Annotated in this window: 16 protein-coding genes; 12 read left to right on the plus strand and 4 right to left on the minus strand. The window is 52.4% G+C overall.

The features are described 5' to 3' along the window. Positions 1-313: 313 nt before the first annotated feature. From QWY82_RS02525 to QWY82_RS02550, 6 genes are all read left to right on the plus strand, one after another. Positions 314-3,916, plus strand: coding sequence for an immunoglobulin-like domain-containing protein (locus tag QWY82_RS02525; protein WP_290259588.1), 3,603 nt, complete (start codon positions 314-316; stop codon positions 3,914-3,916). A 114-nt stretch (positions 3,917-4,030) separates the two neighbouring features. Next, complete coding sequence (locus QWY82_RS02530) at positions 4,031-4,417, plus strand: BlaI/MecI/CopY family transcriptional regulator (protein ID WP_290259589.1); 387 nt, start codon at positions 4,031-4,033, stop codon at positions 4,415-4,417. A 17-nt stretch (positions 4,418-4,434) separates the two neighbouring features. Further along, on the plus strand, positions 4,435-5,904 hold the full coding sequence (locus tag QWY82_RS02535; RefSeq protein WP_290259592.1) for a TonB family protein: 1,470 nt from the start codon (positions 4,435-4,437) through the stop codon (positions 5,902-5,904). Positions 5,905-5,972: 68 nt separating this feature from the next. After that, positions 5,973-6,590 carry an energy transducer TonB gene (locus QWY82_RS02540; protein ID WP_290259595.1) on the plus strand — a complete coding sequence of 206 codons (618 nt, stop codon included), beginning with the start codon at positions 5,973-5,975 and terminating at the stop codon, positions 6,588-6,590. A 116-nt stretch (positions 6,591-6,706) separates the two neighbouring features. After that, a complete protein-coding gene (locus QWY82_RS02545) occupies positions 6,707-7,198 on the plus strand; it encodes a GNAT family N-acetyltransferase (RefSeq protein WP_290259597.1) in 492 nt (163 codons plus the stop codon). Between the two features lie 400 nt (positions 7,199-7,598). After that, positions 7,599-9,935 (plus strand): Kelch repeat-containing protein, encoded by a 2,337-nt coding sequence (locus tag QWY82_RS02550; protein WP_290259599.1) that lies wholly within the window; start codon positions 7,599-7,601, stop codon positions 9,933-9,935. Positions 9,936-10,225: 290 nt separating this feature from the next. On the opposite strand, the gene QWY82_RS02555 is transcribed toward QWY82_RS02550, so the two are convergent. Then, positions 10,226-10,663, minus strand: a complete 438-nt coding sequence (locus tag QWY82_RS02555) for an OsmC family protein (RefSeq protein ID WP_290259601.1) — start codon at positions 10,661-10,663, stop codon at positions 10,226-10,228. A 122-nt stretch (positions 10,664-10,785) separates the two neighbouring features. Beyond that, entirely contained in the window at positions 10,786-13,908 is a 3,123-nt protein-coding gene (locus QWY82_RS02560) for a S8 family serine peptidase (protein WP_290259602.1), read from the minus strand. Between the two features lie 184 nt (positions 13,909-14,092). Between QWY82_RS02560 and QWY82_RS02565 the strand changes: the two genes are divergently transcribed. From QWY82_RS02565 to QWY82_RS02585, 5 genes are all read left to right on the plus strand, one after another. Next, positions 14,093-15,103 (plus strand): ArsR/SmtB family transcription factor, encoded by a 1,011-nt coding sequence (locus QWY82_RS02565; RefSeq protein WP_290263417.1) that lies wholly within the window; start codon positions 14,093-14,095, stop codon positions 15,101-15,103. Between the two features lie 12 nt (positions 15,104-15,115). After that, the gene (metK, locus tag QWY82_RS02570) at positions 15,116-16,270 is read left to right on the plus strand and encodes a methionine adenosyltransferase (RefSeq protein ID WP_290259604.1); all 1,155 of its coding nucleotides are present in this window, start codon (positions 15,116-15,118) and stop codon (positions 16,268-16,270) included. Positions 16,271-16,422: 152 nt separating this feature from the next. Next, the gene (ahcY, locus tag QWY82_RS02575; protein WP_290259606.1) at positions 16,423-17,847 is read left to right on the plus strand and encodes an adenosylhomocysteinase; all 1,425 of its coding nucleotides are present in this window, start codon (positions 16,423-16,425) and stop codon (positions 17,845-17,847) included. Positions 17,848-17,913: 66 nt separating this feature from the next. Further along, the gene (metF, locus tag QWY82_RS02580; RefSeq protein ID WP_290259609.1) at positions 17,914-18,750 is read left to right on the plus strand and encodes a methylenetetrahydrofolate reductase [NAD(P)H]; all 837 of its coding nucleotides are present in this window, start codon (positions 17,914-17,916) and stop codon (positions 18,748-18,750) included. Positions 18,751-18,754: 4 nt separating this feature from the next. Continuing rightward, the gene (locus tag QWY82_RS02585) at positions 18,755-19,480 is read left to right on the plus strand and encodes a 16S rRNA (uracil(1498)-N(3))-methyltransferase (protein ID WP_290259611.1); all 726 of its coding nucleotides are present in this window, start codon (positions 18,755-18,757) and stop codon (positions 19,478-19,480) included. Between the two features lie 62 nt (positions 19,481-19,542). Here QWY82_RS02585 and QWY82_RS02590 read toward each other — a convergent pair whose 3' ends face one another. Together QWY82_RS02590 and QWY82_RS02595 are read right to left on the minus strand one after the other, a co-directional pair. Continuing rightward, complete coding sequence (locus QWY82_RS02590; protein ID WP_290259612.1) at positions 19,543-20,061, minus strand: DUF1697 domain-containing protein; 519 nt, start codon at positions 20,059-20,061, stop codon at positions 19,543-19,545. A gap of 61 nt (positions 20,062-20,122) precedes the next feature. Then, positions 20,123-21,868: a diguanylate cyclase gene (locus tag QWY82_RS02595; protein WP_290259614.1), complete on the minus strand. Its 1,746-nt coding sequence runs from the start codon at positions 21,866-21,868 to the stop codon at positions 20,123-20,125. A 278-nt stretch (positions 21,869-22,146) separates the two neighbouring features. Between QWY82_RS02595 and QWY82_RS02600 the strand changes: the two genes are divergently transcribed. Then, on the plus strand, positions 22,147-23,805 hold the full coding sequence (locus tag QWY82_RS02600; RefSeq protein ID WP_290259616.1) for a c-type cytochrome: 1,659 nt from the start codon (positions 22,147-22,149) through the stop codon (positions 23,803-23,805). Positions 23,806-23,813: the final 8 nt, after the last annotated feature.

Below are 23,813 nucleotides of genomic sequence, written 5' to 3' on the forward strand. Positions count from 1 at the left end.
TTAAAAGGGGCGCTATTTTCGCGTAATGGGCGTGGGGCGTAAAGGACAAACGCCTGTTTATTTCTTAAACACCTCCCCTGGTTGCATTTACCCAAAGGCAATCACATAGCCGAACTGACAAAACCTATTTTGGCGCCAAAAGAGTATCCATGCGCCAACTGTGGGTATTAATAAAAGGCGAAATTTCGCTTGCAACACAATTTCCTTTTGTTAGATTCGGCCAGCTTTTAAAAACCCACCGATATATGACATTGGATGTCGCGCCGGATTTTCAATGCCGCGCAGGCCCAAAAACCGCCATAGGGATATGCATATGCAGAACCGATTTCTTAATACTTTCTTGTTATTTATCAGCATCTTATCGATGACTGCCTGCGGTGGCGGTGGCGGTGGCGGAAGCAGCGCCCCGACACCACAAAGCCAGACCATCAGCTTCACCGAAAGCGGTACGGTCGAACTATTCGTAGGAGACGTGCGTACCACTACGGCCTCTGCGCCGAGCAGCGCCGATATTCAATTTAGCCTGAGCGAAGCCGGTATTATCGACATAGATGCCAGTGGCACCATCACGGCACTCGCCGCCGGCAGCACCACCCTCACCCTCACCGCTCCGGCAGACAGCAGCTATAACGCCGCCACCTTGAGCATTCCGTTTGTTGTGAGTAAACGCGAGCAAACCCTTAGCCTCACAAATGGCGACAGTATTCAGGCGTTTGTGGACTCAACCCTAACTAACCCAATCAACGGGGCCGGCAGTGGCGCCTATAGCTACAGCAGCAGCAACCCAGACGTTGCCAGCGTTGACGATCAAGGTGCTGTAACGCTACTTAATGCCGGTGAAGCCAGCATTAATATCAGCCGTAATGAAGACGAACAATACCTCGCCGCGAGTACGAGCTATACCGTTCAAAGCCTGCTCAACCCACAAACCCTGAGCTTCGGTCAAAACGCACTGCAACTGCTGGTAGATGGTAGTCAAGCTAACCCAGCCACAGGTGCACAACTGCCAGTTAGTTATGCCTCTAGCGATAACAACATCATCTCGGTAGACGCCACAGGCCAAGTCACTGCAATGGCGGCTGGCACGGCCACCATTACAGCCACGGCGGCAGGCAACTGGAAATATGCTGGGGCTAGTGCGCAATACACAGTCACCAGTAACCGAATAGAACAAAGCATCGCCTTCGCACAAACGGGCCCCTTAGCGAAGTTCGTCGACGACTCGGTGGCAAACCCAGCCTCCGGCGGCGCCGGTGATGGTGGGATTAGTTACAACCTGTCCAACCCCGATTTAGCCAGCATCGATGCCGAAGGCAATGTCAGCCTAAACCAAGCGGGCAGTTTGGTAGTTACAGCCACTAAGGCGCAAGACCGAAAATACACCAGCGCCAGCGCCCAATACACGGTGAACACCAGCCGAATTGAACAAAGTATCGCCTTCGCGCAAGCTGGCCCCTTCGAGCGGTTTGTCGACGACTCGGTGGCAAACCCTGCCTCCGGCGGCGCCGGTGATGGTGAGATAAGTTACAGCCTGTCCAACCCAGATTTAGCCAGCATCGATGCCGAAGGCAATATCAGCCTAAACCAAGCGGGCAGTTTGGTAGTTACAGCCACTAAGGCGCAGGATCGCAAGTACGCCGGCGCTAGCGCCCAATACACGGTACACACTTCGCTCATTGATCAAACTATTGCATACGGTTTAACCGAACCGGTGCGCGAAATTACCGAAGCGGTTTTCACTAAAAGCCTTACCGATGGACCAGGTGAAGGTGACACTAGTTACACCAGCAGCAATGAAGAGGTCGCCAGTGTTGATGCCGCTGGCCAAGTCACGATATTAAGCCCAGGCCTTGCCACGATAACGGCCACCAAAGCCGCCGGGCGTAAATACAATCAAGCCAGTGACAGCTACGATATAGAGGCCGTTAATCGCACTACCAGCTTTGTCGCTTGGGTTGGTGAAGACGGTGCCGACATCACCTTCCAAGCGGGCTCTGACAACGTCGAATTTGTCGCCAGCCAAGATGCCGTTTGTGACTTTGACGCCGCCAATGCCTGCACCCAAGGACAGCATCAAACAATAAGTAATGCGGAAATTTCAGATACGGCATTCACCTTATACAACAAAGGTTTTTACCAATTTCGCTTTGGGAATTATTACACCCAGCTGCCCGTTAATACCCAGCGCTGGGGCGCGCTGGTTAAACACAAGGTTGTCACCCACGAAGGGCGATTACTGTTGGTAGGCGGATCAAGCTATTACGGCGAACCACCCGTTGATACCTGGAGCTCTAACGACGGCATCGACTGGTCACTTGAGAACAGTGGCTCGATAACTTCCCGGCGATACGATAGTGGGCTCGCAAGCTTTAAGGGAAAGCTTTGGTTTATCGGGGGTAGATTCAACTCCACCTACGGCGACATTTGGAGCAGCCTAGACGGAAGCACATGGACACAAGACGTGGCGTTAGCCGAGTTTGGCAAACGCAAGTTTATTCACTTAATGGTCATCGGGGCCAAGCTCTACTTAGTAGGCGGATACAACGACAGTTTCCAATTTACCAATGATGTTTGGGTAACGGAAGATGGAATTGCATGGCAAAAGATTGGGGACTTCGAGCTCAACTCTGAGGTGACACTGGCGGTGTCCTATTCCAATAAACTGTGGGTCTTTACCCAAAGAGCCTACAATGATTTCAGAGCCTACTCCTCTGACGACGGGGCGAATTGGATAGAGCAATCGAACAGCCTACCTTTTAGGCCATCGATCAACGGTAGCATTACCGAATTTGAAGGCCGCATTTGGGTGCTGGACGATAAAACCGCAACGCCCTGGAGTAGCGCTGACGGCATAACTTGGCGCCAAGAAGCGGCCATTCCAGCAGGATTAATTGTAAATAGCGCACTAGCGGTGATTAATGATCAACTACTGCTCATCGCAGGGGGGAATGACGGCTCAGTCTACCGTGCCAACGATGAAGTCTACCGCTACGAAGAGGACAAATGGCTGCTTATCAGCAACCAAAGCCCTGGCAACAAGAAGCCAGCCGTGCTGTTCAATTATAACGACAAGTTACATTTACTTGCCCAAACAGCCGGTTCGAGCTGGAACCAAATGCTATCGAGCGAAGACGGCTTAACTTGGCAAATGGAAAACGCACCAGAAAAGCGTTCGGACTTCATTCTGCCCAGCCCCCTAGCACTGAACGGTACCCTCTGGCTCATTGACGGCAGGCAACTTTATTCCAACCGCAGCCAATACAGCCTAGATGGTAAAAGCTGGCAAAAGCTTGTACAGACTCCGCCTTGGCCTAATAGAAACTCCTATCACCAAATATTTAAACACGACGACCGAATTTGGGTGATGGGCGGAACAAGTTCTGAGAATTCCAGTCTACGTCTCAATGATCTTTGGTCCACCGCAGACGGTGAAAATTGGCAACAACATACCGATAACGAGCTATTTACTCGTGACTCCAAAACTGCTTTTTCCTTCCAGGAAAAATTGATGTTTTTTAGTAGCTATACGAATTCCATGTCGAAATGGCAAACCGATGTTTGGAGCAGCATCGATGGTGAAACTTGGATGAAGGAGGCCGATACCACTGAGTTTGGCCCCAGAAAAAATGTAACTCTATTTGAATTCCAGAATCGACTTTGGCTGATAGGTGGTTACAAACCCGCCACCAAAACCTGGGCCAAAGATATCTGGTCATCTGCCGATGGTATTCACTGGTACCTAGAAGCCGACAATCTACCTATGGGAGAGCTAAATCAGGCCAGCGTTACGGTAAAGAACAACATGATCTATATGAATACAATGGGATCTTCCCAATACGGCATCTGGCGCAGCAGCGACGGCATAAACTGGCAAAAACGCTACCAACACCAGGCGCATTTTCCACTCAACAACTAAGCCCCCCAAAGCCCGGTAATGACCGGGCTTTTTTTCACCTTAAAAAAACGCACAATTTAATTGCTAAAAATTTAGCATGGTGCTAAATTTTTAGCATAGATGAGGGGTTTGAGCATGAATGCAGGAAAAGTGAGCCGCCGCGAGCGGGAAATATTGGACGTCCTTTACCAATCGGAAGAAGCCAGTGCCCAGCAGGTGCTGGAACTGATGCCAGATCCACCCAGCTATTCCTCGGTGCGCGCCTTGTTGGCGCGCATGATCGAAAAAGAGCTGGTAACGCACCGACAGGACGGCGCCAAATATCTGTACAAGCCAGCTCAGGCCCGCGCGCAAGCACAGAGCTCGGCGCTATCGCGCATGTTGAAAACGTTTTTTGATGGCTCCATCGCCAAGGCGGCCAATGCTTTACTAGGCGAGAAAGGCGAAGAGCTTACCGATGCCGAGCTAGACGCGCTGGAGCAAGCCATCGCCAAAGCGCGCGCCAATAAACGCGCTAAATAAGTTAAGCGGGAGCCGTGATGCTGACGATTAATCTGCTCATCAGTTTAACCCTTAAGCCCTTGCTACTCATGGGTTTGGCTTACGCCTTATTTCGCCAAGATAAACAGCGCTCAGCCAGCCACCAACACTTGCTTGCCACGGTTATTTTATGGAGTTTACCGCTACTTATTGGCATGAGTTTTTTATTGCCCGCGCTACCCTTGCAAACGGAATTTTTCGATAGCTCAAGCGCCAACCTTTTAACCCAACCCTGGCAAGAAATAGTGCTCCTGCCCTGGGTTCAAGCACTAGTAGCCGTTTATCTATTCGCGCTACTGTTTCAGATTTTCTACTTGCTTCTAGGTTTGGCACTGCTGCGAAAGATCGAACAAAGCGCGAAAGATTTTGAGCAAAAGGCTCTATTAGAAAAACTGAAAAAATTAAGCGGTTGCGCCAAGCCCGTGACGGTTAAAGTTAGCCAAGAGATTCACTACCCGCAGGTGTGGGGCTGGAAAAATCCAACCCTGCTATTACCCCAAGCCGCCACTGGCGCAAGCAAAGCGCAACTGCAACTCATGCTGTTACACGAACTAGGGCATGTGGCGCGCAACGATTGGCCTATTCGCCAAGCCACCCGTTTGGTGTGCGCCCTATTTTGGTTTTTACCACCCGTGTGGTGGCTAGCCAAACAACAGGTGGAATTATCTGAACGCGCTACCGATGACTGGGTGCTAGAACGCAACCATCGCACCGCCGATTATGCAGAGCTGCTACTACAAAGTGCGCAGGCGCTGAAACAAGACCTACCCACCGAGGCGCTGAACGGCTCGCCCTTATTTCAGCGCATCAGCCTGCTGTTAGACCCACACTTAGATCGCGAGGCGCGCGAGCCGCAAAGTCTCGCCCTCGCACTCTTAATAACGGGGCTATTGGCCCTGGCCATTAGCAGTGGTCAGGTGATGCCAAAAATCGCACTGCAGCCAAGCTCGGCGTTGGTTTTAACCTGGCAGGCCATGGAAACAGCTAACAACAAAGTCGTGACTGACAATCCATTGGCAAACCAACTTAACGCTGCCGTTATTAACAAACATGACTTCGCTAGCGTGGCGCGAGCGCCGGCAAAACCGCAGGCGGAAAATATGGTTGTGCTGGCCGAGCGCTACAGTGCCGAAGGTGAAACGTTGCGCCTGAGCAGCACTGTCGAAATCGGTAGCCCCGGCATCAACAGCGTCATGCCCATTGCGTTAATCACCCCCACCTACCCACGCACAGCGATCAAGCGCGGCATCGAAGGTTTAGTGCGGCTGGAATTCAGTATTAACAGCGATGGCCGGGCAGAAAATATTCTCGCCCTAAGCAGCCCTAACACACTACTGACTAACGCCGCCATTAATGCCTTAACTGCTTCGCAATTTGCTCGGCCGCGCTTACAAGGCCAAGCCTTCACCCTCACCAAGGTGACGGAGGAGTACCGCTTTCAACTCACGCATGAACCACCGGACACCTGATCACTGTCCACCCCTTGACGCAACCGCGTCGCCAACACACTAAACGTTAAAAATTTGGAGAGTGTCTTATGAGCACTGCAGCATTCGTTCGCCCTGAATTTCGCACACTGGGTTCACTACCACTAGCCGCGCTAATAACGCTGTCGCTAGTTTATGGTATGCACCTGTTAATTGAACAAGAGGCCGTTGAACCTGAAGAAGTTGAAAGGCGACCTATTCCGACTTTTGTAATGGACGATGTGCCAGATATCGACATCATTTTCGATCAACCGAAAAAAATAGTAGAACCCGAAACACCCCCACCAACATCTATTGATGACCCCTACGAGGTTGAAACCGGTAACGGTGGCTATACCCTGCCGAAAATAAAAATAAACCCCAGTACAGACAAGCTCAATATCAACATAGGCGGCGGCAACTTGGTTAAACAAGTGATGATTGCCCCCACCTACCCACGCAACGCCTTGCGCAACGGTACCGAGGGTTTTGTCGATATCGCCTACGATGTGACGGCCTTCGGCGGCACCGAAAATATCACCGTTATGTACGCGGAACCCGAAGGCGTATTCGAACGCGCGGCACTGGCCGCCGTCGCGCGCTGGAAGTTTCGCCCGCAAGTGATCGACAACGAACCGGTGCCCACGCAGGGTTTAAAAGAGCGTGTCAGGTTTACCATCGAGAAATAATTGCACACCGCTTTGACGGCCGCGCCGCTTATCACTAAGATGCGCGGCCAATTGCCACTTCGAAGAGTGGCATTTTCCCTAAACGTTTACCGTCTAAAATTTTCAACGCCAATGCCATGCAAATTCGCGATTTAACTGAATGCCCGCACGCCATAGATCAACTAGCCACTTGGCATTACCGGCAATGGGCGGCTTTATACCCAGATCATAGGCAACAGACGTTTGCCGACGAACTCAGGCAATCGCTAGAAGGATTAAAGGTGCCGCGCACCTGGGTTATTTGCGATGGCGACCAAGTATTTGGTTCGGCTTCGGTCATTTACGACGATATGAGCACACACCCAGAGCTTGGGCCTTGGCTCGCGAGTGTGTATATCGACGAAAAACTGCGCGGCCAAGGCTGGGGTAAGAAGTTGATCAGCCGCTTGATGGCTGACTGTGCTAAAACGGGTTTTGAAACTGTGTATTTATTTACCCCGGGGCAGGAAGAATTTTACCAATCCCTCGGCTGGACGTTACGTAACCGAGAGATGTATCAAGGCGAAGCTGTGGCAATTATGTCGTATGATTTTTCACCTCATCCAGCCACAGTTTCCGTTAACTGCTAGGCCAATCGCAGCGCCCTGAACTGCTTGTTGCTTGTTGCTTGTTGCTTGTTGCTTGTTGCTTGTTGCTTGTTGCTTGTTGCTGTCAACTGTCAACTGTCAACTGTCAACTGTCAAAACATCTTAAATAACATCCCTACCGAACTACCCCATTTGCACTCGGCCAAAAACACTAAGCGCCCCCATGACTAACACCGCACCCAACAAAACTGGTACGAAAGTTACGGATTGAAGTCGAAAATCGTTTTTTTATGGTCACTAAATAGGCAGAATTTAAGGTAAGTCAGAAGGTCGCGAAAACGTGTGTTTTAATAAGCGGCCGGCTTTACGGCAATAGACCAACCAACAAAAACCTAACGCCCGGTTTTATTCAACGTCAACCTAGATAAGGGAATAGCTAGATATGCTTAATACCATAAGGATTGTGGCAACCTACATTTTAATCTTCATCCTAACCGCCTGCGGCGGCGGTGGGGGCTCAAGTAAACCCGCGCTAAAATCACAAACCATTACCTTTGCCAGTACCGAAGCGGCGAAATTATTTATAAATGACACAACCGTTAATATCGCCAGCGGCGGCGAGGGTAGCGGCGCAATTAGCTACAGCAGTAATAACACGGCAGTGGCAACCGTTGATGATAGCGGGCAAGTCACGGCCGTGGGCTTGGGCACAACCTATATCACTGCCAATAAAGCGGCTGATGCCAATTACAACGCAGCCAGCGCTAGTTACGGCGTAGATGTTGTAGACAAAAACTTTGTCATGAGTGCCTGGATTGGCGCCACGGAAACCGATGTGAGCTTTTCGAGCGGCACCGAAAGTATAGAGTTTTACCGCAGCTCAGACGCCAATTGCGACCTAGCTAACTACAACAGTTGTGCTAGCGGTCAGTTAGATATTTTAAACAGTGCGCCAGTCACTGACGGTGCGGCTTTGTTGGCGCAAGTGGGTTATTACACGTTTAAACACGGTAACGCGCAAATTAACACATTGGTCTCGGCCAAAAAATGGGCGGAACGCGATTCGCATCAGACAGTGACTTTCAATAACCAGTTATGGGTCATTGGCGGGGATGGCGGTTCCGGTAAAAACGACGTCTGGTCCTCTAGCGACGGTATTACCTGGACCCAACAAACCGCCAACGCCGAGTTCTCTGCGCGATACGCTCATCAGGTAAGCGTTTTCAATAACCAGTTATGGCTCATTGGCGGGTATGACGGTTCCCGTAAAAACGACGTCTGGTCCTCTAGCGACGGCATCACCTGGGCCCAACAAACCGCCAGCGCCGATTTCTCTGCGCGATACCAACATCAGGTGACCGTTTTCAATAACCAGTTGTGGGTCATTGGCGGGAGTGACGGTTCCCGTAAAAACGACGTCTGGTCCTCTAGCGACGGCATCACCTGGACCCAACAAACCGCCAACGCCGAGTTCTCTGCGCGACAAAGTCATCAGGTGAACGTTTTCAATAACCGGTTATGGGTCATTGGCGGAGAGAGCCAGACCGATGGCGTAAAAAACGACGTCTGGTCCTCTAGCGATGGCATCACCTGGACGCTACAAACCGCCAGCGCCGAGTTCTCTGCGAGAACCAATCATCAGGTGAGCGTTTTCAATAACCAGCTATGGGTTATTGGCGGGTTTGAAGGTGTTTTAGGCACCGCTAAAAACGACGTCTGGTCCTCTAACGATGGCATTACGTGGACCCAACAAACCACTAAGGCCGAGTTCTCTGCACGACGCCGTCATAAGGTGAGCGTTTTCAATAACCAGTTATGGGTCACTGGCGGGAGTGACCAGCTCTTTGACCCTACGAACGACGTCTGGTCTTCTAGCGATGGCATCACTTGGGCCGAACACACCACCAACGCCACTTTCTCTGCGCGATACAGCCATCAGGTGAGCGTTTTCAATAACCAGTTGTGGCTCATTGGGGGATATGACGATTCCTTTAAAAACGACGTCTGGTCTTCTAGCGATGGCATCACCTGGACCCAACAAACTGCCAACGCCGATTTCTCTGCGCGATACCAACATCAGGTGAGCGTTTTCAATAACCAGTTATGGCTCATTGGCGGGTATGACGGTTCCCGTAAAAACGACGTCTGGTCCTCTAGCGACGGCATCACCTGGGCCCAACAAACCGCCAGGGCCGATTTCTCCGCGCGATACCAACATCAGGTGACCGTTTTCAATAACCAGTTGTGGCTCATTGGGGGAGATGACGAATCCGGTACCAAAAACGACGTCTGGTCCTCCAGCGATGGCATCAACTGGACGCAACAAACTGCCAACGCCGAGTTCTCTGCACGACGCCGTCATAAGGTGAGCGTTTTCAATAATCAATTATGGGTCATTGGCGGGTATGACGGTTCCCGTAAAAACGACGTCTGGTCTTCTAGCGATGGCATCACCTGGACGCAACAAACCGCCAGCGCCGATTTCTCTGCGCGAAGCAGTCATCAGGTGAGCGCTTTCAATAACCAGTTATGGCTCATTGGCGGATTTGAGGATTCCGGTAGAACAAACGACGCCTGGTCTTCTAGCGATGGCATCACTTGGACCCAACAAACCGCCAGCGCCGACTTCTCTGCGCGATACGACCATCAGGTGAGCGTTTTCAACAATCGGTTATGGGTCATTGGCGGGGATGACAGTTCCAATAGCAACGAGGTCTGGTCGTCCAACGACGGTGTCAACTGGAAACTAGGCTACCGAAAAGCATTAAGCTTCCCCTAATCACTCTCACCCCAAAAGCCCCGCCCAATGCGGGGTTTCTTTTTTCTACTGTGAATATTGTTACTGGCATGCGCACTATCCAAGCCATCGACATAAATGGATGACGACACCGGTAATTAATTTCGCACAGAAGGCAAGCCCCTTGCCTCAGTAACCTTGCCACCCATTAGCAGCCGCGCCACTGATTTTGCTAACCGCTTGTTGCTTGCGGCTTGTTGCTTGCGGCTTGCGGCTTGCTATCAACCAATCTTAAACACGCCGACCGCTAACCCTTGCTCTTTTCTACACCACTAAGCCTGCTCAATAATTTCGGTGTGTAATTCAAATGAGCCATTCAACGAGTTGCTAATCAAGCAAACATTCTCCGCCTTGGTCAATAATTTCTGTGCCTTGTCTCGATCAACCTCGCCCCTACAAGTTAACGCAACGGTTAAAATATAACGGGTAAAGCGCGTGACCTTGCCCTCTCTTTCTAATATACCCTCCACCGCACAAGTTAAATCTTGCCAGCGAAAATTCGAACCGGTTGACACCGCTTTAAACGATAAAATATAACAATCGGCCACAGCCGCCAATAAAAATTCCTCTGGCGACCAGTGCTTGCCGTCGCCACCAAATTGCACCGGCGGCGCGCTTGATAAGGTTTCTAACTCACCCGAGTTAAGTTGAACCAAAGTATCGGTACTGGCTTGCGCCTGCACATGGTAATGGTGTGGTAATGGCTGCATAAACTCACTCACCTAGTCGCTAAAAATGAAGGCAGAAAACAGGTAAGACCTGCGCAACAAGCACGCACCTCCACGTCAAATCACAGTAAACCAATTTACCGACAAGGCGGTGCTGATTCAGATCAACGCCGGCGCAATAGGGGTCGATTAGCTGCTGCCTCTGGTTCGCCCTCCGCGACGGTTGCGCTGGCATTGCTCGATATGGAGCCATCCATCAACACCAAAAAATTCACCTGGGTGGTCACGCCGGTGACATTCAGCGGCGTTAACACACCCAGGGTTGGGTAGGCGCCGCACACTTCACCGGCGTCGCATAATTCAAAATCATTGTCGTTATCGGTGCCGGCTACCAAGTAGAATTTCACTGGCTCGGCCACCGTGCCCGGTAAATGATCAAAGCTATAGGCGTAGTCGCCGTTGGCATCGGGGAATAAATTCACTTGGTCGAAAAAGGCAAAACTTTCATCTAACAACAACACATAAATATGCCCGGCCCCCAACACAGAAGTATTGGTACCCACCACCATGCTCACGTTTAGGCTCACCGATACGGCATTGTCGGCAGTGAAGGTAACAACTGCTTGATAGGTGCCGTTATCGAGACCGGCGCGATTGGCGCTGAGCAGGTAATCACCCAAGCCGTCGCCATCCACAGCACCGGCACTCACGGTCAACCAAGCAGCGGAACTGGTGGCCGACACCACGCGCAGAGTGCCCACACCGATGCGATCTAGCTCGACCGTTTCGACGTTTTCAATGGCACTAAAGTTTACTGCCGAGGGCGACACCACCAACGCCGCCGGCAGCGCATCGCCTTCCAGTAAGAGCGCATACTGCACGGCTTTTAAGGCATCGATACGGCCATAGCCGAAGCTATCGTCCCGGCCGGCGTCGCCAATATCTTTAACAATGGAACCCGAGCTAATGGCTTGCTCGAACTCGGTGGGGGTCAGGCTTGGGCGCAAAGACACCATCAATGCCGCCACACCGGCCACATGGGGCGTGGCCATGGATGTGCCCTGGTAATAGGCATAAGCCGAGCGGCGCGAGCCAGACGATTGATCCTGATCCACCAAGGTGCTCAGCACGCCGTTCACTGGGCCAGATTGTTGCGCACCGCCAGGCGCCGATACCGCGACATACTGGCCAAAATTGGAATAGGGCGCACGATTATCAAAGCGATCCGTGGCCGCCACCGATATGACGCTGGCATAGGAAGCCGGGTAGCCGGGTTCACCGCTGTTTTCATTGCCGGACGCTGCTACCACTATCAAGCCAGCATCGCGCACCTGTTGGTACACCGCCGCCTCGGCCGAGGAGAAACAGTACTGGCAGCCTAAGCTCAAGTTGGCGATATGGGCGCGCTGAGTCGGCACCGTGCCTGAGTCATTAGGTAAGCCGGCGGCATAATACAGCGCCTGTTGAATGTCGTAGGAACTGCCACCGGTGGCACCCAAGACGCGCAAAGGCATAATTTTGGCGCCATAGGCCACGCCCGCCAGGCCCTTGCCATTATTGGTCACCGCCGCGATAGTGCCGGCCACATGGGTGCCGTGCCAGGAGCTACTGCCCGACAGACCACCATCGCCCGGATCATCCGGGTTGGCGTCTATGCCATTGCCGTCCAGCGCATTGCTGGTTTCGCTGATGAAGTCGTAACCGGCCATTAAATTAGCGGTTAAATCCTCGTGCGCCAAATACACCCCGGTATCCAACACCGCCACAATAGCGCCGGTACCGATAGAGGAGTCCCAGGCTTGGGGCAGGTTAATTAACGGGTAGTGCCACTGCTTGATGTAGTCTGGGTCATTGGGTATAGCTTGGGCGGTGTAGCGGTAGTTCGGCTGGGCCCGCTGAACGCTTTTATCTTTCGATAGGGCCTTCAATTTCATTAATGTTTGGAAGCGCTCACTTTGCTCGGAGCTCATGCGCTGCGCGATAGCGGCGTTCATGGCACTCAAAGTTTGGCGGCTTAGATCGAAGCGATTCAGCGCCGCGCGGCCAGGTAAGGCCCGCGCCACTTGCATGCCCAAGCGCTCGGCCCGGCGCTGAATGCCCGCCTCGCCGAGCACCACAGCATCCTTGTATTCCACCAACAATTCACCGGCAATTATTGGCGCCTCTGAACTCCGGTTACCGGCGTGGGCGGGCACTTGGCTGGCCGCCACACCGATGCTGAGCTGGTAATTGGAAAAGCCACTGTAAGCAAACACTTGAACAAAATAGTCTCCGGACGCCGCCACCGTCACCAATTCCACATCCGACTCGCCAATGGAATAGGCCACTTCGGCGCCGGCGCTGTCGTAGAGGTACAGATCCAAATCCACGTCAGCCGCCCAATCGCTGATTTCCAAGAGAATCTTCTGCCCCTGTAATAGCGACACGGCGTAAATATCGGTTTCGTCTGGAATTGTCTCAAACCGATCGCCGTTATCGGCATTGCCGGTACCCGAGAGATCAGTAACAAAACCTCCTACGGTGACCGGGTTGGCGATAGCTTGCGCGGTGGCAAAGTCGTTGTTGGGTTGGTAAGGGTTAAAGGGGTCGTTGGTGTCTGAGTCCACCGCGGTTTCGGCCGGCGCTGAAATAATACCGCTAATCGAAGCGGTGCCAGCCTGATCGCGGGTTACCACCGTTAGCGTTCGGCTAGCAGTCGATAATGCGCCGCGATTATCGGTCAGGGTCAAAACCACATCGTACACACCGGCCGTGTCAAATATGTGGGAAACCACCGGGCCCTGGCCAATGCTGCCGTCGTCAAAATTCCAGTGGTAGGACGCGATACTGCCATCGGCATCGGTGGAGTCACTGGCGTCGAAATGCACCGTGGCTGGCACCACGAAATGCGGCGCGGTCACCAGCATCACTGGCACCGCCGGGCTATTGGCCACTATCTCTACCTGGAGGCTATAGCGGTCAGTACCGCCATCGTCATCGGTTACCTCGAGCTCGACCGTGAAGCTGCCGGTCTCGAGATACTGGTGCGACACCACCGCGCCAGTGGTCGAGCCGCCGTCGCCAAAGGTCCAGGCATAATTGACGATGCTGCCATCGCTATCGCTAGAGGCCTGGGCGTTAAATGCCACGGTGGCCGGCACAGTAAAGTTCGATGTGGTAATGCGAAATTCCGCATTGGGCAGCTGATTACTGGGCGTAGAGCCGCCACCGCCGCCACCGCAGGCCGAGAGCAGTGCAACGAAGAGGCAAAGTAGGATGTGGCTTTTCAACATAATGTCCTTTTTCAAAGTCAACCCCGATGGCAGGGCAAATACCCTCGAGGGTTTAACGCAAATGTCCGCTGTTTGGATCTTTATCCAGTATGGCACCGGTTAGCCCTTAGCAGCGCAATCAAGTAGGCTAAGTGCACACCTGAGCACCTATATCAAAATATTTTGATATAGGTGCTGCTGGCTGCTACACTTGCCCGCTATGAACGCAACCAGCCAAACAAATAGCGCCGCCAATCTCGCCGAAGTCAACTGCTTCGATGAGGTTGCCAGCCTGCTCAAAACCGCAGCCGATCCGCTACGCATGGAGATTTTGCGGGTGCTGGCGCAAGATTCCTTCGGCGTTTTAGAGCTGGCCAGCCTGTTCGATATGCCGCAATCTGGCATGAGCCACCACCTAAAAGTACTCACCAAAGGCGACTGGGTTACCACCCGGCGCGAAGGCAACTCTATTTTTTACCGCCGTAAACCTATCGCCCAAGGCCAATGGGGTGCGGGTTTAAAACTCGCGCTATTAGCCGAGTTGGATCAACAGCCGCTCACCGAGCAGCGCCAAGAGCGCCTGTTCCAGCTGTATAACGAAAGAGGCCGCACGTCCCAGCAATTTTTTGCCGAAAATGCCGACAAGTTCCGCGCCCAGCAAGATCTTATTGCCAGCTTCCCAGTGTACGGTGAAGCCGTGTGTGAAGTCTTGGATGCAATCGGCCTTTCCAGCCAAGCCCATATTCTCGAAGTCGGCCCTGGCGCCGGCGAACTACTGCCTTGGCTAGCGCAGCGCTTTGACCAGATTATCGCCCTCGATAACGCGCCGGAAATGCTCAACCAAGCCCAGGCGCACAACGCCGAGCTCGCCAATGTGCGCTACGTTTTGGGCGATACGCGCGAGGCCATCAAACAGGGCTTAACCGCCGACTGCGTGATTATCAACATGGTGCTGCACCATACGCCCAGCCCGGCGGAAGTGTTTCAAGATTTAGCCAAGCTGCTAAAACCCGGTGCCGCCTTAGTGATTACCGACTTATGCCGCCACGATCAATCTTGGGCGCGCGCCGCCTGTGGCGATTTGTGGCAGGGTTTCGAACCGGAAGAATTTAATACTTGGGCCGATCGCGCCGGTTTACTGGAAGGCCCAAGCCACTACTTTGCATTACGCAACGGATTTCAAATTCAAATTCGCCAGTTCAATTTGGCGACCACCACACAGTTACTTTAACGGAGACACAACATGTCTGAATACGCCGTATTTACCTCGGAGTCAGTATCCGAAGGCCACCCAGATAAAATGGCCGACCAAATTTCCGATGCGATTTTGGATGCGATTTTAAAAGACGACAAAGACTCGCGCGTCGCCGTGGAAACCTTGGTAAAAACCGGCATGGTTGTGGTGGCCGGCGAAGTGCGCACCAGCACCTATGTGGATTTAGAAGACCTGATTCGCGAAGTGGTTTTAGACATTGGCTACAACTCCAGCAACGTCGGTTTCGACGGCGCCTCTTGCGCCGTGTTGAACGCCATTGGTAAACAGTCGAGCGATATCGCCATGGGCGTTGACGAAGCGGACAACAAAGATTTGGGCGCCGGCGACCAAGGTTTGATGTTTGGTTACGCGTCGAATGAAACCGATGTGCTGATGCCCGCGCCGATTTTCTACGCGCACCGTTTAGTCGAGCAACAAGCAAAAGTTCGCAAGAGCGGTAGCTTAGATTGGTTGCGCCCCGACGCCAAAAGCCAGGTGACTTTGCGCTATGAAAACGGTAAGCCGGTGGCCATCGATGCGATCGTACTTTCAACTCAGCATGCGCCGAACGTGAAGCAAGCCGACCTGCGCGCGGCGGTATTGGAAGAAATTATTAAGCCGGTTTTGCCAGCCGAATGGCTGCACAAAGACACCCTTTACCACATCAATCCCACCGGCCAGTTTATTATCGGCGGCCCTGTGGGCGACTGTGGTTTAACCGGCCGCAAAATTATCGTCGACACCTACGGCGGCATGGCGCGCCACGGCGGCGGCGCCTTCTCTGGCAAAGATCCCTCAAAAGTAGATCGCTCGGCGGCCTACGCCGGTCGCTATGTTGCCAAAAATATTGTTGCCGCCGGCCTCGCCGAGCGCTGTGAAATTCAAATTTCTTACGCCATCGGTGTAGCCGAACCCACATCCATTTCGGTTAATACTTTCGACACCGGTAAATTATCAGACGCACAGATTGTTGATTTAGTACGCGCCAACTTTGATTTACGCCCACAAGGCTTAATCGCCATGTTGGATTTAAAGCGCCCCATTTATCGCTCAACCGCAGCCTACGGCCACTTCGGCCGAGAATTGCCAGAGTTTACCTGGGAAAGAACAGACAAAGCCGCCATTTTGGCGAAAGCGCTTTAAAAAGCTGCAAGCGCTTATGCCGACAAGTCGGCCGCTACAAGCTTGGGGCTTGAGGCTTGAGGCTTGAGGCTTGAGGCTTGAGGCTTGAGGCTTGAGGCTTGAGGCTAAAAAAACATTGCACTGGCTACGCGCCAAAAAACAGGATATAGATTATGACTTACTCGATTGATGGTTTTTCAGATTTCAAAGTTGCCGCCAAAGATGCCGAGCAATTTGCCAGAGACGCGGCCTGGGGCCGTCGTGAAATAGAAATCGCCGAAGGTGAAATGCCGGCACTGATGGCCCTGCGTCGCAAATACCGCGAAGCCCAGCCGTTAAAAGATGCGCGCATCATGGGCTGTATTCACATGACCATTCAAACCGCCGTGCTGATTGAAACCCTAGTGGATTTGGGTGCCGAAGTGCGCTGGTCTTCGTGCAACATTTTCTCCACTCAAGATCACGCCGCCGCCGCTATTGCTGCCGCCGGCATTCCGGTGTTTGCCTGGAAAGGCGAAACCGAAGAAGAATTTTGGTGGTGTATCGAGCAAACCGTACTGGCGCAAAAAGACAGCACCGAGGTTTGGAATGCCAATATGATTCTCGATGACGGCGGCGACCTGACTCAGCTGTGTCACGAAAAGTACCCCGCCATGCTCGATAAGATTCACGGCATCAGCGAAGAAACCACTACAGGCGTGCATCGCTTGTTGGAAATGATGGAAGAGAAATCGCTGAAGGTTCCTGCTATCAATGTCAACGACGCAGTTACCAAATCAAAGAATGACAACAAGTACGGCTGCCGCCACAGCTTGAACGATGCCATCAAGCGCGGCACCGATCACTTGCTATCGGGCAAAAAAGCCTTGGTGATTGGCTACGGCGATGTGGGCAAAGGTTCTGCAGCGTCACTGCGCCAAGAAGGCATGATTGTGAAGGTCACAGAAATTGACCCTATCTGCGCCATGCAAGCCTGTATGGATGGCTACGAAGTGGTTTCGCCCTACAACAAGGGCGAGAACACCGGCAAAATTGAAGACATTAATACCACGCTGCTTTCCAACACTGATTTAGTGGTTACCACCACCGGTAACGTTAATGTGTGCGATAGCGCCATGCTGCAATCATTAAAGAGCAGTGCCGTGGTGTGCAACATCGGCCACTTCGACAACGAAATTGATACCGCCTTCATGCGCAAAAACTGGAGCTGGGAAGAAGTAAAACCACAGGTACACAAAATCTACCGCGCCGCATCAAAAGAAGCCGCCAACGGCGACCATTTACTATTGCTGTCTGAGGGCCGCTTGGTCAACCTCGGCAACGCCACCGGCCACCCATCGCGCATCATGGACGGCTCTTTCGCCAACCAGGTGCTAGCTCAAATGTATTTGTTTGAGCGCAAGTTCGCCGATTTAAGTGCTGCCGATAAAGCGGCCGGCATCTATGTAAAAGTATTACCGAAAAAACTCGACGAAGAAGTCGCCAAGGATATGGTGGAAGGTTTCGGTGGCGTGATGACCAAGCTCACCAGCGCACAAGCGAAGTACATAGGCGTGAAAGCCGATGGCCCTTATAAGCCAGAAAGCTATAAGTATTAACTAGCTACAAGGCGGGGGGCCGCCCCCTACAAGCTACAAGCTAAAAAATCACAGGATATTACAAAAATGAGCGATGATGTTCGCATAAGCTTTGAGTTTTTCCCGCCTAAAACAGCTGAAGGCAAAGCCAAGCTGCATAAGGTGCGGGAAGAGCTGCAGGGTTTTGATCCCGATTTTTACTCCGTCACTTACGGTGCCGGCGGCACCACCCGCGACACCACAAAAGGCGTGGTTAAAACGCTGATCGAGCAAGGCATTAGCGCTGCGCCACACCTGTCTTTCGGGGGCGACGACGAAGCCGCCGTGCTGTCTTTGCTCTCCGAGTATAAAGACGCCGGTGTCGATCGCATTGTTGCGCTACGCGGCGACTTACCCTCAGGCATGGGCGGCCATTCACAACTGGTGTACGCCAATCAGCTGGTTAGCTTTATTCGGAAAAACTTTGGCGATCACTTCCATTTAGAAGTGGCGGCCTACCCAGAAATTCACCCGGAAGCAAAAAGTTACAGCGCCGATATCAACTACCTAAAAGGTAAGTTCGATGCCGGCGCCAACAGCGCCATCACCCAATATTTTTTCAACCCAGACGCCTATTTCCACTTTTTGGAACAGTGTCACGACGCCGGTATTGATGCGCCTATTTACCCAGGCATTATGCCCATCATTAACTACCGCAATTTAGCACGTTTTTCCGACAGCTGTGGCGCTGAAATTCCGCGCTGGCTGCGCAAGCGGCTGGAAAGTTTTGGCGATGATAACGAATCACTGCAAGCCTTTGGTGTCGACCTAGTCACCGAACTGTGCGACACCTTGTTGGAAAATGGTGCGCCGGGTTTACATTTTTACACCATGAACCAGACCAACCCCACCGCACAAATTTTGAAAAATTTAAGCGGCGAATAACGGCATGCGCATACCACGCCTATACGTTAACCAAGATCTTGCAACCGGCGCGGTGCTAGACCTAGACAGCGACGCCAGTCGCTATCTAGGTAGCGTGTTGCGCATGGAAGCGGGCAGGCCGTTGATTGTGTTTAATGGCCAGGGCGGTGAATACCTCGCCATGATAAAAACGGCCAGCAAGAAAAATGTCAGCATCGGCATCGGCAAACACAACGCCGAAAATCGCAGCTCGCCCTTGGATATTCACCTCGGTATTGGCTTGTCGAAAGGCGATAGATTCGACTGGGTTATTCAAAAGGCAACAGAACTGGGCGTCAACACCATCACGCCGTTAATCACCAGCCGCACCGACGTAAAGCTCAATAGCGAGCGGCAGGATAAAAAGTTGCAGCACTGGCAGCAAATTGCCATCAGTGCCAGCGAGCAATGCCAACGCAATTTGATTCCCACCATCGCCAGCCCGAGTAACACCAGCGATTGGCTAAGCCAGCGGGATGAGACATTAAAGTTAGTGCTACATCATCGCAGCGATAAAAAGCTCGCCCAGCACCTCAAACCCACATCGGTGGCATTGATTATTGGCCCAGAGGGCGGCTTGGATGACGATGAAATTGCACTCGCGCTCAGCCAAGGCTTTCAAGCACTGACGCTTGGGCCCAGAGTTTTTCGTACAGAAACAGCACCCATGGCGGCGCTGACCTTACTGCAATACGAGTGGGGCGATTTTTAATTCTTCTTTCGATTTTTAAGTGGTGCGCTTTACTAGACGCTTGTGTGGATCGAGCCATTGCCTCAATCGGCTTTCAGCAGTTCGACAAGTTTATTCACCGTATTTAAGTTGCGCGCCGTAGTAGGCACACCTAAGCAGGCCTCTACTTTGGCCGCTAATTTAGAGCGGCCTATACCATCGGGTGCATGCAAGTAAAATACCTTCCCCACTAGCTCATAGCGCTCAGTTACCGCGGCAAGACTTTGCAAGCGTTCGGCATCTAACCTTGGCGCGGTATTGCAAAAGTAGAAATGCAAGCTTTTACCGTCTTCGGTTGTAAACGGATTACGTTTCACCGTGTTTAGAAATTCCGCTTCGCTCAGCGACATAATCGCTGGCACAAACCCAAACCGCCGCTCAATCATGTGCGACAGTTTATCATCTGGCCGCTGTGCAGCGCTCAGCACGACGTTACCGCTCTGAATATAGGTTTTCACATTTTGGTAATGTTCAGCGTCCAACAACTCGCACAAGGCCTTCATAGGCAAAGTGTTTTTTCCACCCACATTAATGCCGCGCAACAAGATCACGTACTTTTTCATTTGCCCACCAAGATCGGGATAACATCTAAAGCGCTAGCCGATTTCAAAAAAACAATGCCGGCTAGGATGTAGCCGGTTGCGCCTCATCAGTTCGCCGCGCTAACTCGGGCAGCTGATAGAAACATACCCTATCTTTGCCTTCATGTTTTGCCTGGTAGAGCGCCGTATCGGCCGCCTCAAACAAAGCGCTTGGGCTATCGAGCGCATCTTCCGTGCAGCAGGCAACACCTAAGCTAATGGTGACATGCAAACCTTTAATGGGCGACGCCTTCACCAAACAGCGCAAGCGCTCCGCCAGCACACCGGCCTGCTCCATGCCGGTATTTGGCACCAATACGGCGAACTCTTCGCCACCGTAGCGGCAGGCTAGGGTTGGGCGGCGAACATGTTTGCGCAAAATGCGGCCTAACTCTTCAATCACCTCATCGCCACTGGTGTGGCCGTGATCGTCATTCACTGCTTTAAAATTATCGATATCGATAACAATCAGCGACAGTGGCTTTTTTGTGCGCTTGGCCTTGTCAATTTCCCGCGGCAGCACTTCGTCGAAATGACGACGGTTCGCCAGAGCCGTTAAGGCGTCGGAATAGCCGAGCTTTTGCATTTCATTAACCCGGGCACTCAAGGCTAAAGATAACAGCACCATTTCCAACAGAGAGCCCATTTGGAAGCTGTTCTGCGTGACAAAATTATGAGGCAAGAAACCGAACTGTTTGAACATATAGATAAGCACGGATACCAAGAGCGTAGCCCAGGCCACCATGAAATAACGAGCCGGCACAGAGCCGCGCAATAACACTAATGACCCCAGCAGCAATATACAAAAACACACCAGCACGGTGAGCAGTGAGTAGGCAAAAATTAAATCTTGATAACCCAAAAATGGTGTCACCAACAGTAGGGTCGCCGTCACTACTTGCAACACAACAGCGATTCGATCGGTGCGCGGCACCCAGTGCTGGGTCGAACATACCACGCGGGAAAACTTTAACCCGAAGAGCAGTGAAACGCCGAGTAATAGCAGTAAACTTTGATTGGCAAGCCAGGGGCTATTGGGCCAAATATATTGAAACGCAAAGCCGTTATGTACCGACATATAAAGCCCGTAACTCACCACATACACCATGTAATAGATGTAGGCGCGATCTTTTACCGCCAAAAACAAAATTAGGTTATAAATAACTAAAACTAAAAAGCCACCGTAATAAGCGCCAAATAACAGCTGTTCACCGCTAACGCGGCTCAGGGTGTGGCCAGTATCCGCAATGGACAAACCAATGTTCATCGGGCCATCGGATTTAAAGCGGAAGTAAACAGTCTTATCGCTATTGGCCGGCACAGTTACGGGAAAGAGAAAATCACGCACGCCCACGGCGCGGGCATCAAATACTCGCCTGTCGCCGGTGGAGGTGGCGCGCCACACCCCAGCTAGGTCTTGATCCCAGAAGTCCACATAATCGATGAGCGGATAATCTTGTCGAATCATCAATGCCGCATCAGTAGTTTTGGGGTTGTGTAACTTAAGCGACACCCAGTAGGCAGAATGGCTGAAACCAAAATTAGCGGCTGTTCTCGCCAGCGGTTGCAAACGTGTAGCCGACTCCTGCAGCAGCTGCGGAAACTCGATCTCGGCCGCCTCCTCAATATATAGATTGATATCTTGAGTTAAGTCCGTGGTTGGCATGCTGGCAAATACCAGCACGGCAGAATCCTCTCGCAGTTGATTCGCCGCTTGTTCAGCGCCGGCTTGGCTCGGCAGCAGCAAAGGGAGAATGCTGATCATCAGGGTTAGAATTATTTTTTTCATTTCACAACCTAATTGAGGGCGAACATCTTCATGTGCACAACAGCACAGCCAACCGCACCGAAGATGGAAAACACAAGCAAGTGAGATCAAGGGTGCGAAGGGTGGCGCACTATTATTTTGTTGATTTAGGCGACATAACGCAACTAAACCCACAATGGCCGAGGTTATTCCAGTAGCAATAACTAAAACGCAATATAACAAGTCTTGCCAGGTTTCGTGAACTTAGTGCGCAAATATGTTAAAAAGCGCGCTTGGGTGAAAATAATAAGGATCACACAGTGACCACTAAGACTTGGGGTAGCCGATGCGTAGGTGTATTGGCGTTAGCCGTCTGTATTTCCGCTTGCGACAATCACGATACCAGCCACAACAACAAAGCGCCTAGCACTAACGCTGCAGGCCTTACCTTGCTGGCGCAAAATTGGAGCGATCAAGATCGCGAAGTAGCTTGGTTCACCTCCTTCGGTTCTCGGGTGATGCCCTACTCGTGGTTTTTAGCACTGGAGCAGGCGGCTAACCAGCTACCGTTTAACCAAGTCGCGCACATGGAAAGCTTCGGCTTTTCGATGCCGGGGGCGAGCGAGGCAAACCCGGATAATGTCGCCATAGGCCTTACCAAAACACCCGAGCGCGATGGCCACGAATGGATCGGGCTGGGCTGCTCTGGCTGCCACTCGGGCCAAGTTCACTATCGAGGCACGCGCCTACACATAGACGGCGGCGCGGCACTGATCGATTTTCAAGGTTTTGAACAAGCGGCTATCGATGCACTTGCTGCCACCCTCGACGACAGCGAAAAGCTGCAGCGCTTTGCCGCTAAATTAGGCCTAAGCAATATCGACGACCTGGCCGCCGAGCTTGCTAGCTGGACCGATTCACTGATTGCGCGGCAAACCATTAACCGCACCGAGAGTGATTATGGCTATGGCCGGCTCGACGCCTTCGGGCAAATTTTTAATGCCGTGGCGGTTGAGTTTCTCGGCATCGACGAAAACCGCCGCGACCCGAATGCGCCGGTGAGCTACCCAGTGCTGTGGGATGCCTCACATCTAGATTTAGTGCAGTGGAACGCCTCAGCACCCAATGCAGGGCCTGGCCCTATCGTCCAAAATGCCACCACGGCGCTCGCGGTTTTCGGCCACATGGATATCGAAAAATCCGGCAACGGCTTTGGCTTTGCCTCCAACGTGGAAGTGGGTAATTTAGGCGCGATTCAAGATGCCTGGTACCAACTAACCGCACCCCAGTGGCCCGAATCCATCCTTGGCACAATAGACCAAACCTTGGCCGCGCAAGGTCGCGCCATTTACGCCGAAAACTGCTTGGCCTGCCACGCACTGTCAGATCGCAATGATCCAAAACGGCGCATCAAGGCCAGCGCCGTCGCCCTCGATGTGGTTGGCACAGATCCAGCCATGGCGGAAAATTTTGCCCATGCCACCGCCAAGGCCGGCGCCTTCGCCGGCAAAAAATTGATGTTTATTGCTGGCCCGGTGATTGAAGAAGAATCACCCACTATTTTACTCGTGGCCCACGCGGCCATGGGCGCCCTGCTCGACAAACCCTTCTCGGCGCTGTGGCAGGGTGTGCTGAGTATGCATTCGGTGATCGAAGCACCCGTCGACCCGCTGCCGCTCTATTACAAGGCCAGGCCGCTGTCGGGCATTTGGGCCTCGGCCCCTTATCTGCACAACGGTTCGGTCATGAGCTTGGCCGATTTATTAGAGCAACCAGCGCAAAGAGCAAGTCGCTTTTTTGTCGGCAGGGTTGAGTTTGATCCCATCAACGTCGGCCTAAGCAGCCAAGTGCTAGCCCCAAATCAAGTGTCTGAATTGAACACCGAGCTGCACGGCAACAGCAATGCCGGCCACCTTTTTGGCACGGCTCTGGCTAGCTCAGACAAACGCGCGCTGCTCGAATATTTGAAAACACTGTAGCGCGCGGT

The organism is Simiduia curdlanivorans (genome assembly GCF_030409605.1).
In the GTDB taxonomy this organism is placed as follows: domain Bacteria; phylum Pseudomonadota; class Gammaproteobacteria; order Pseudomonadales; family Cellvibrionaceae; genus Simiduia; species Simiduia curdlanivorans.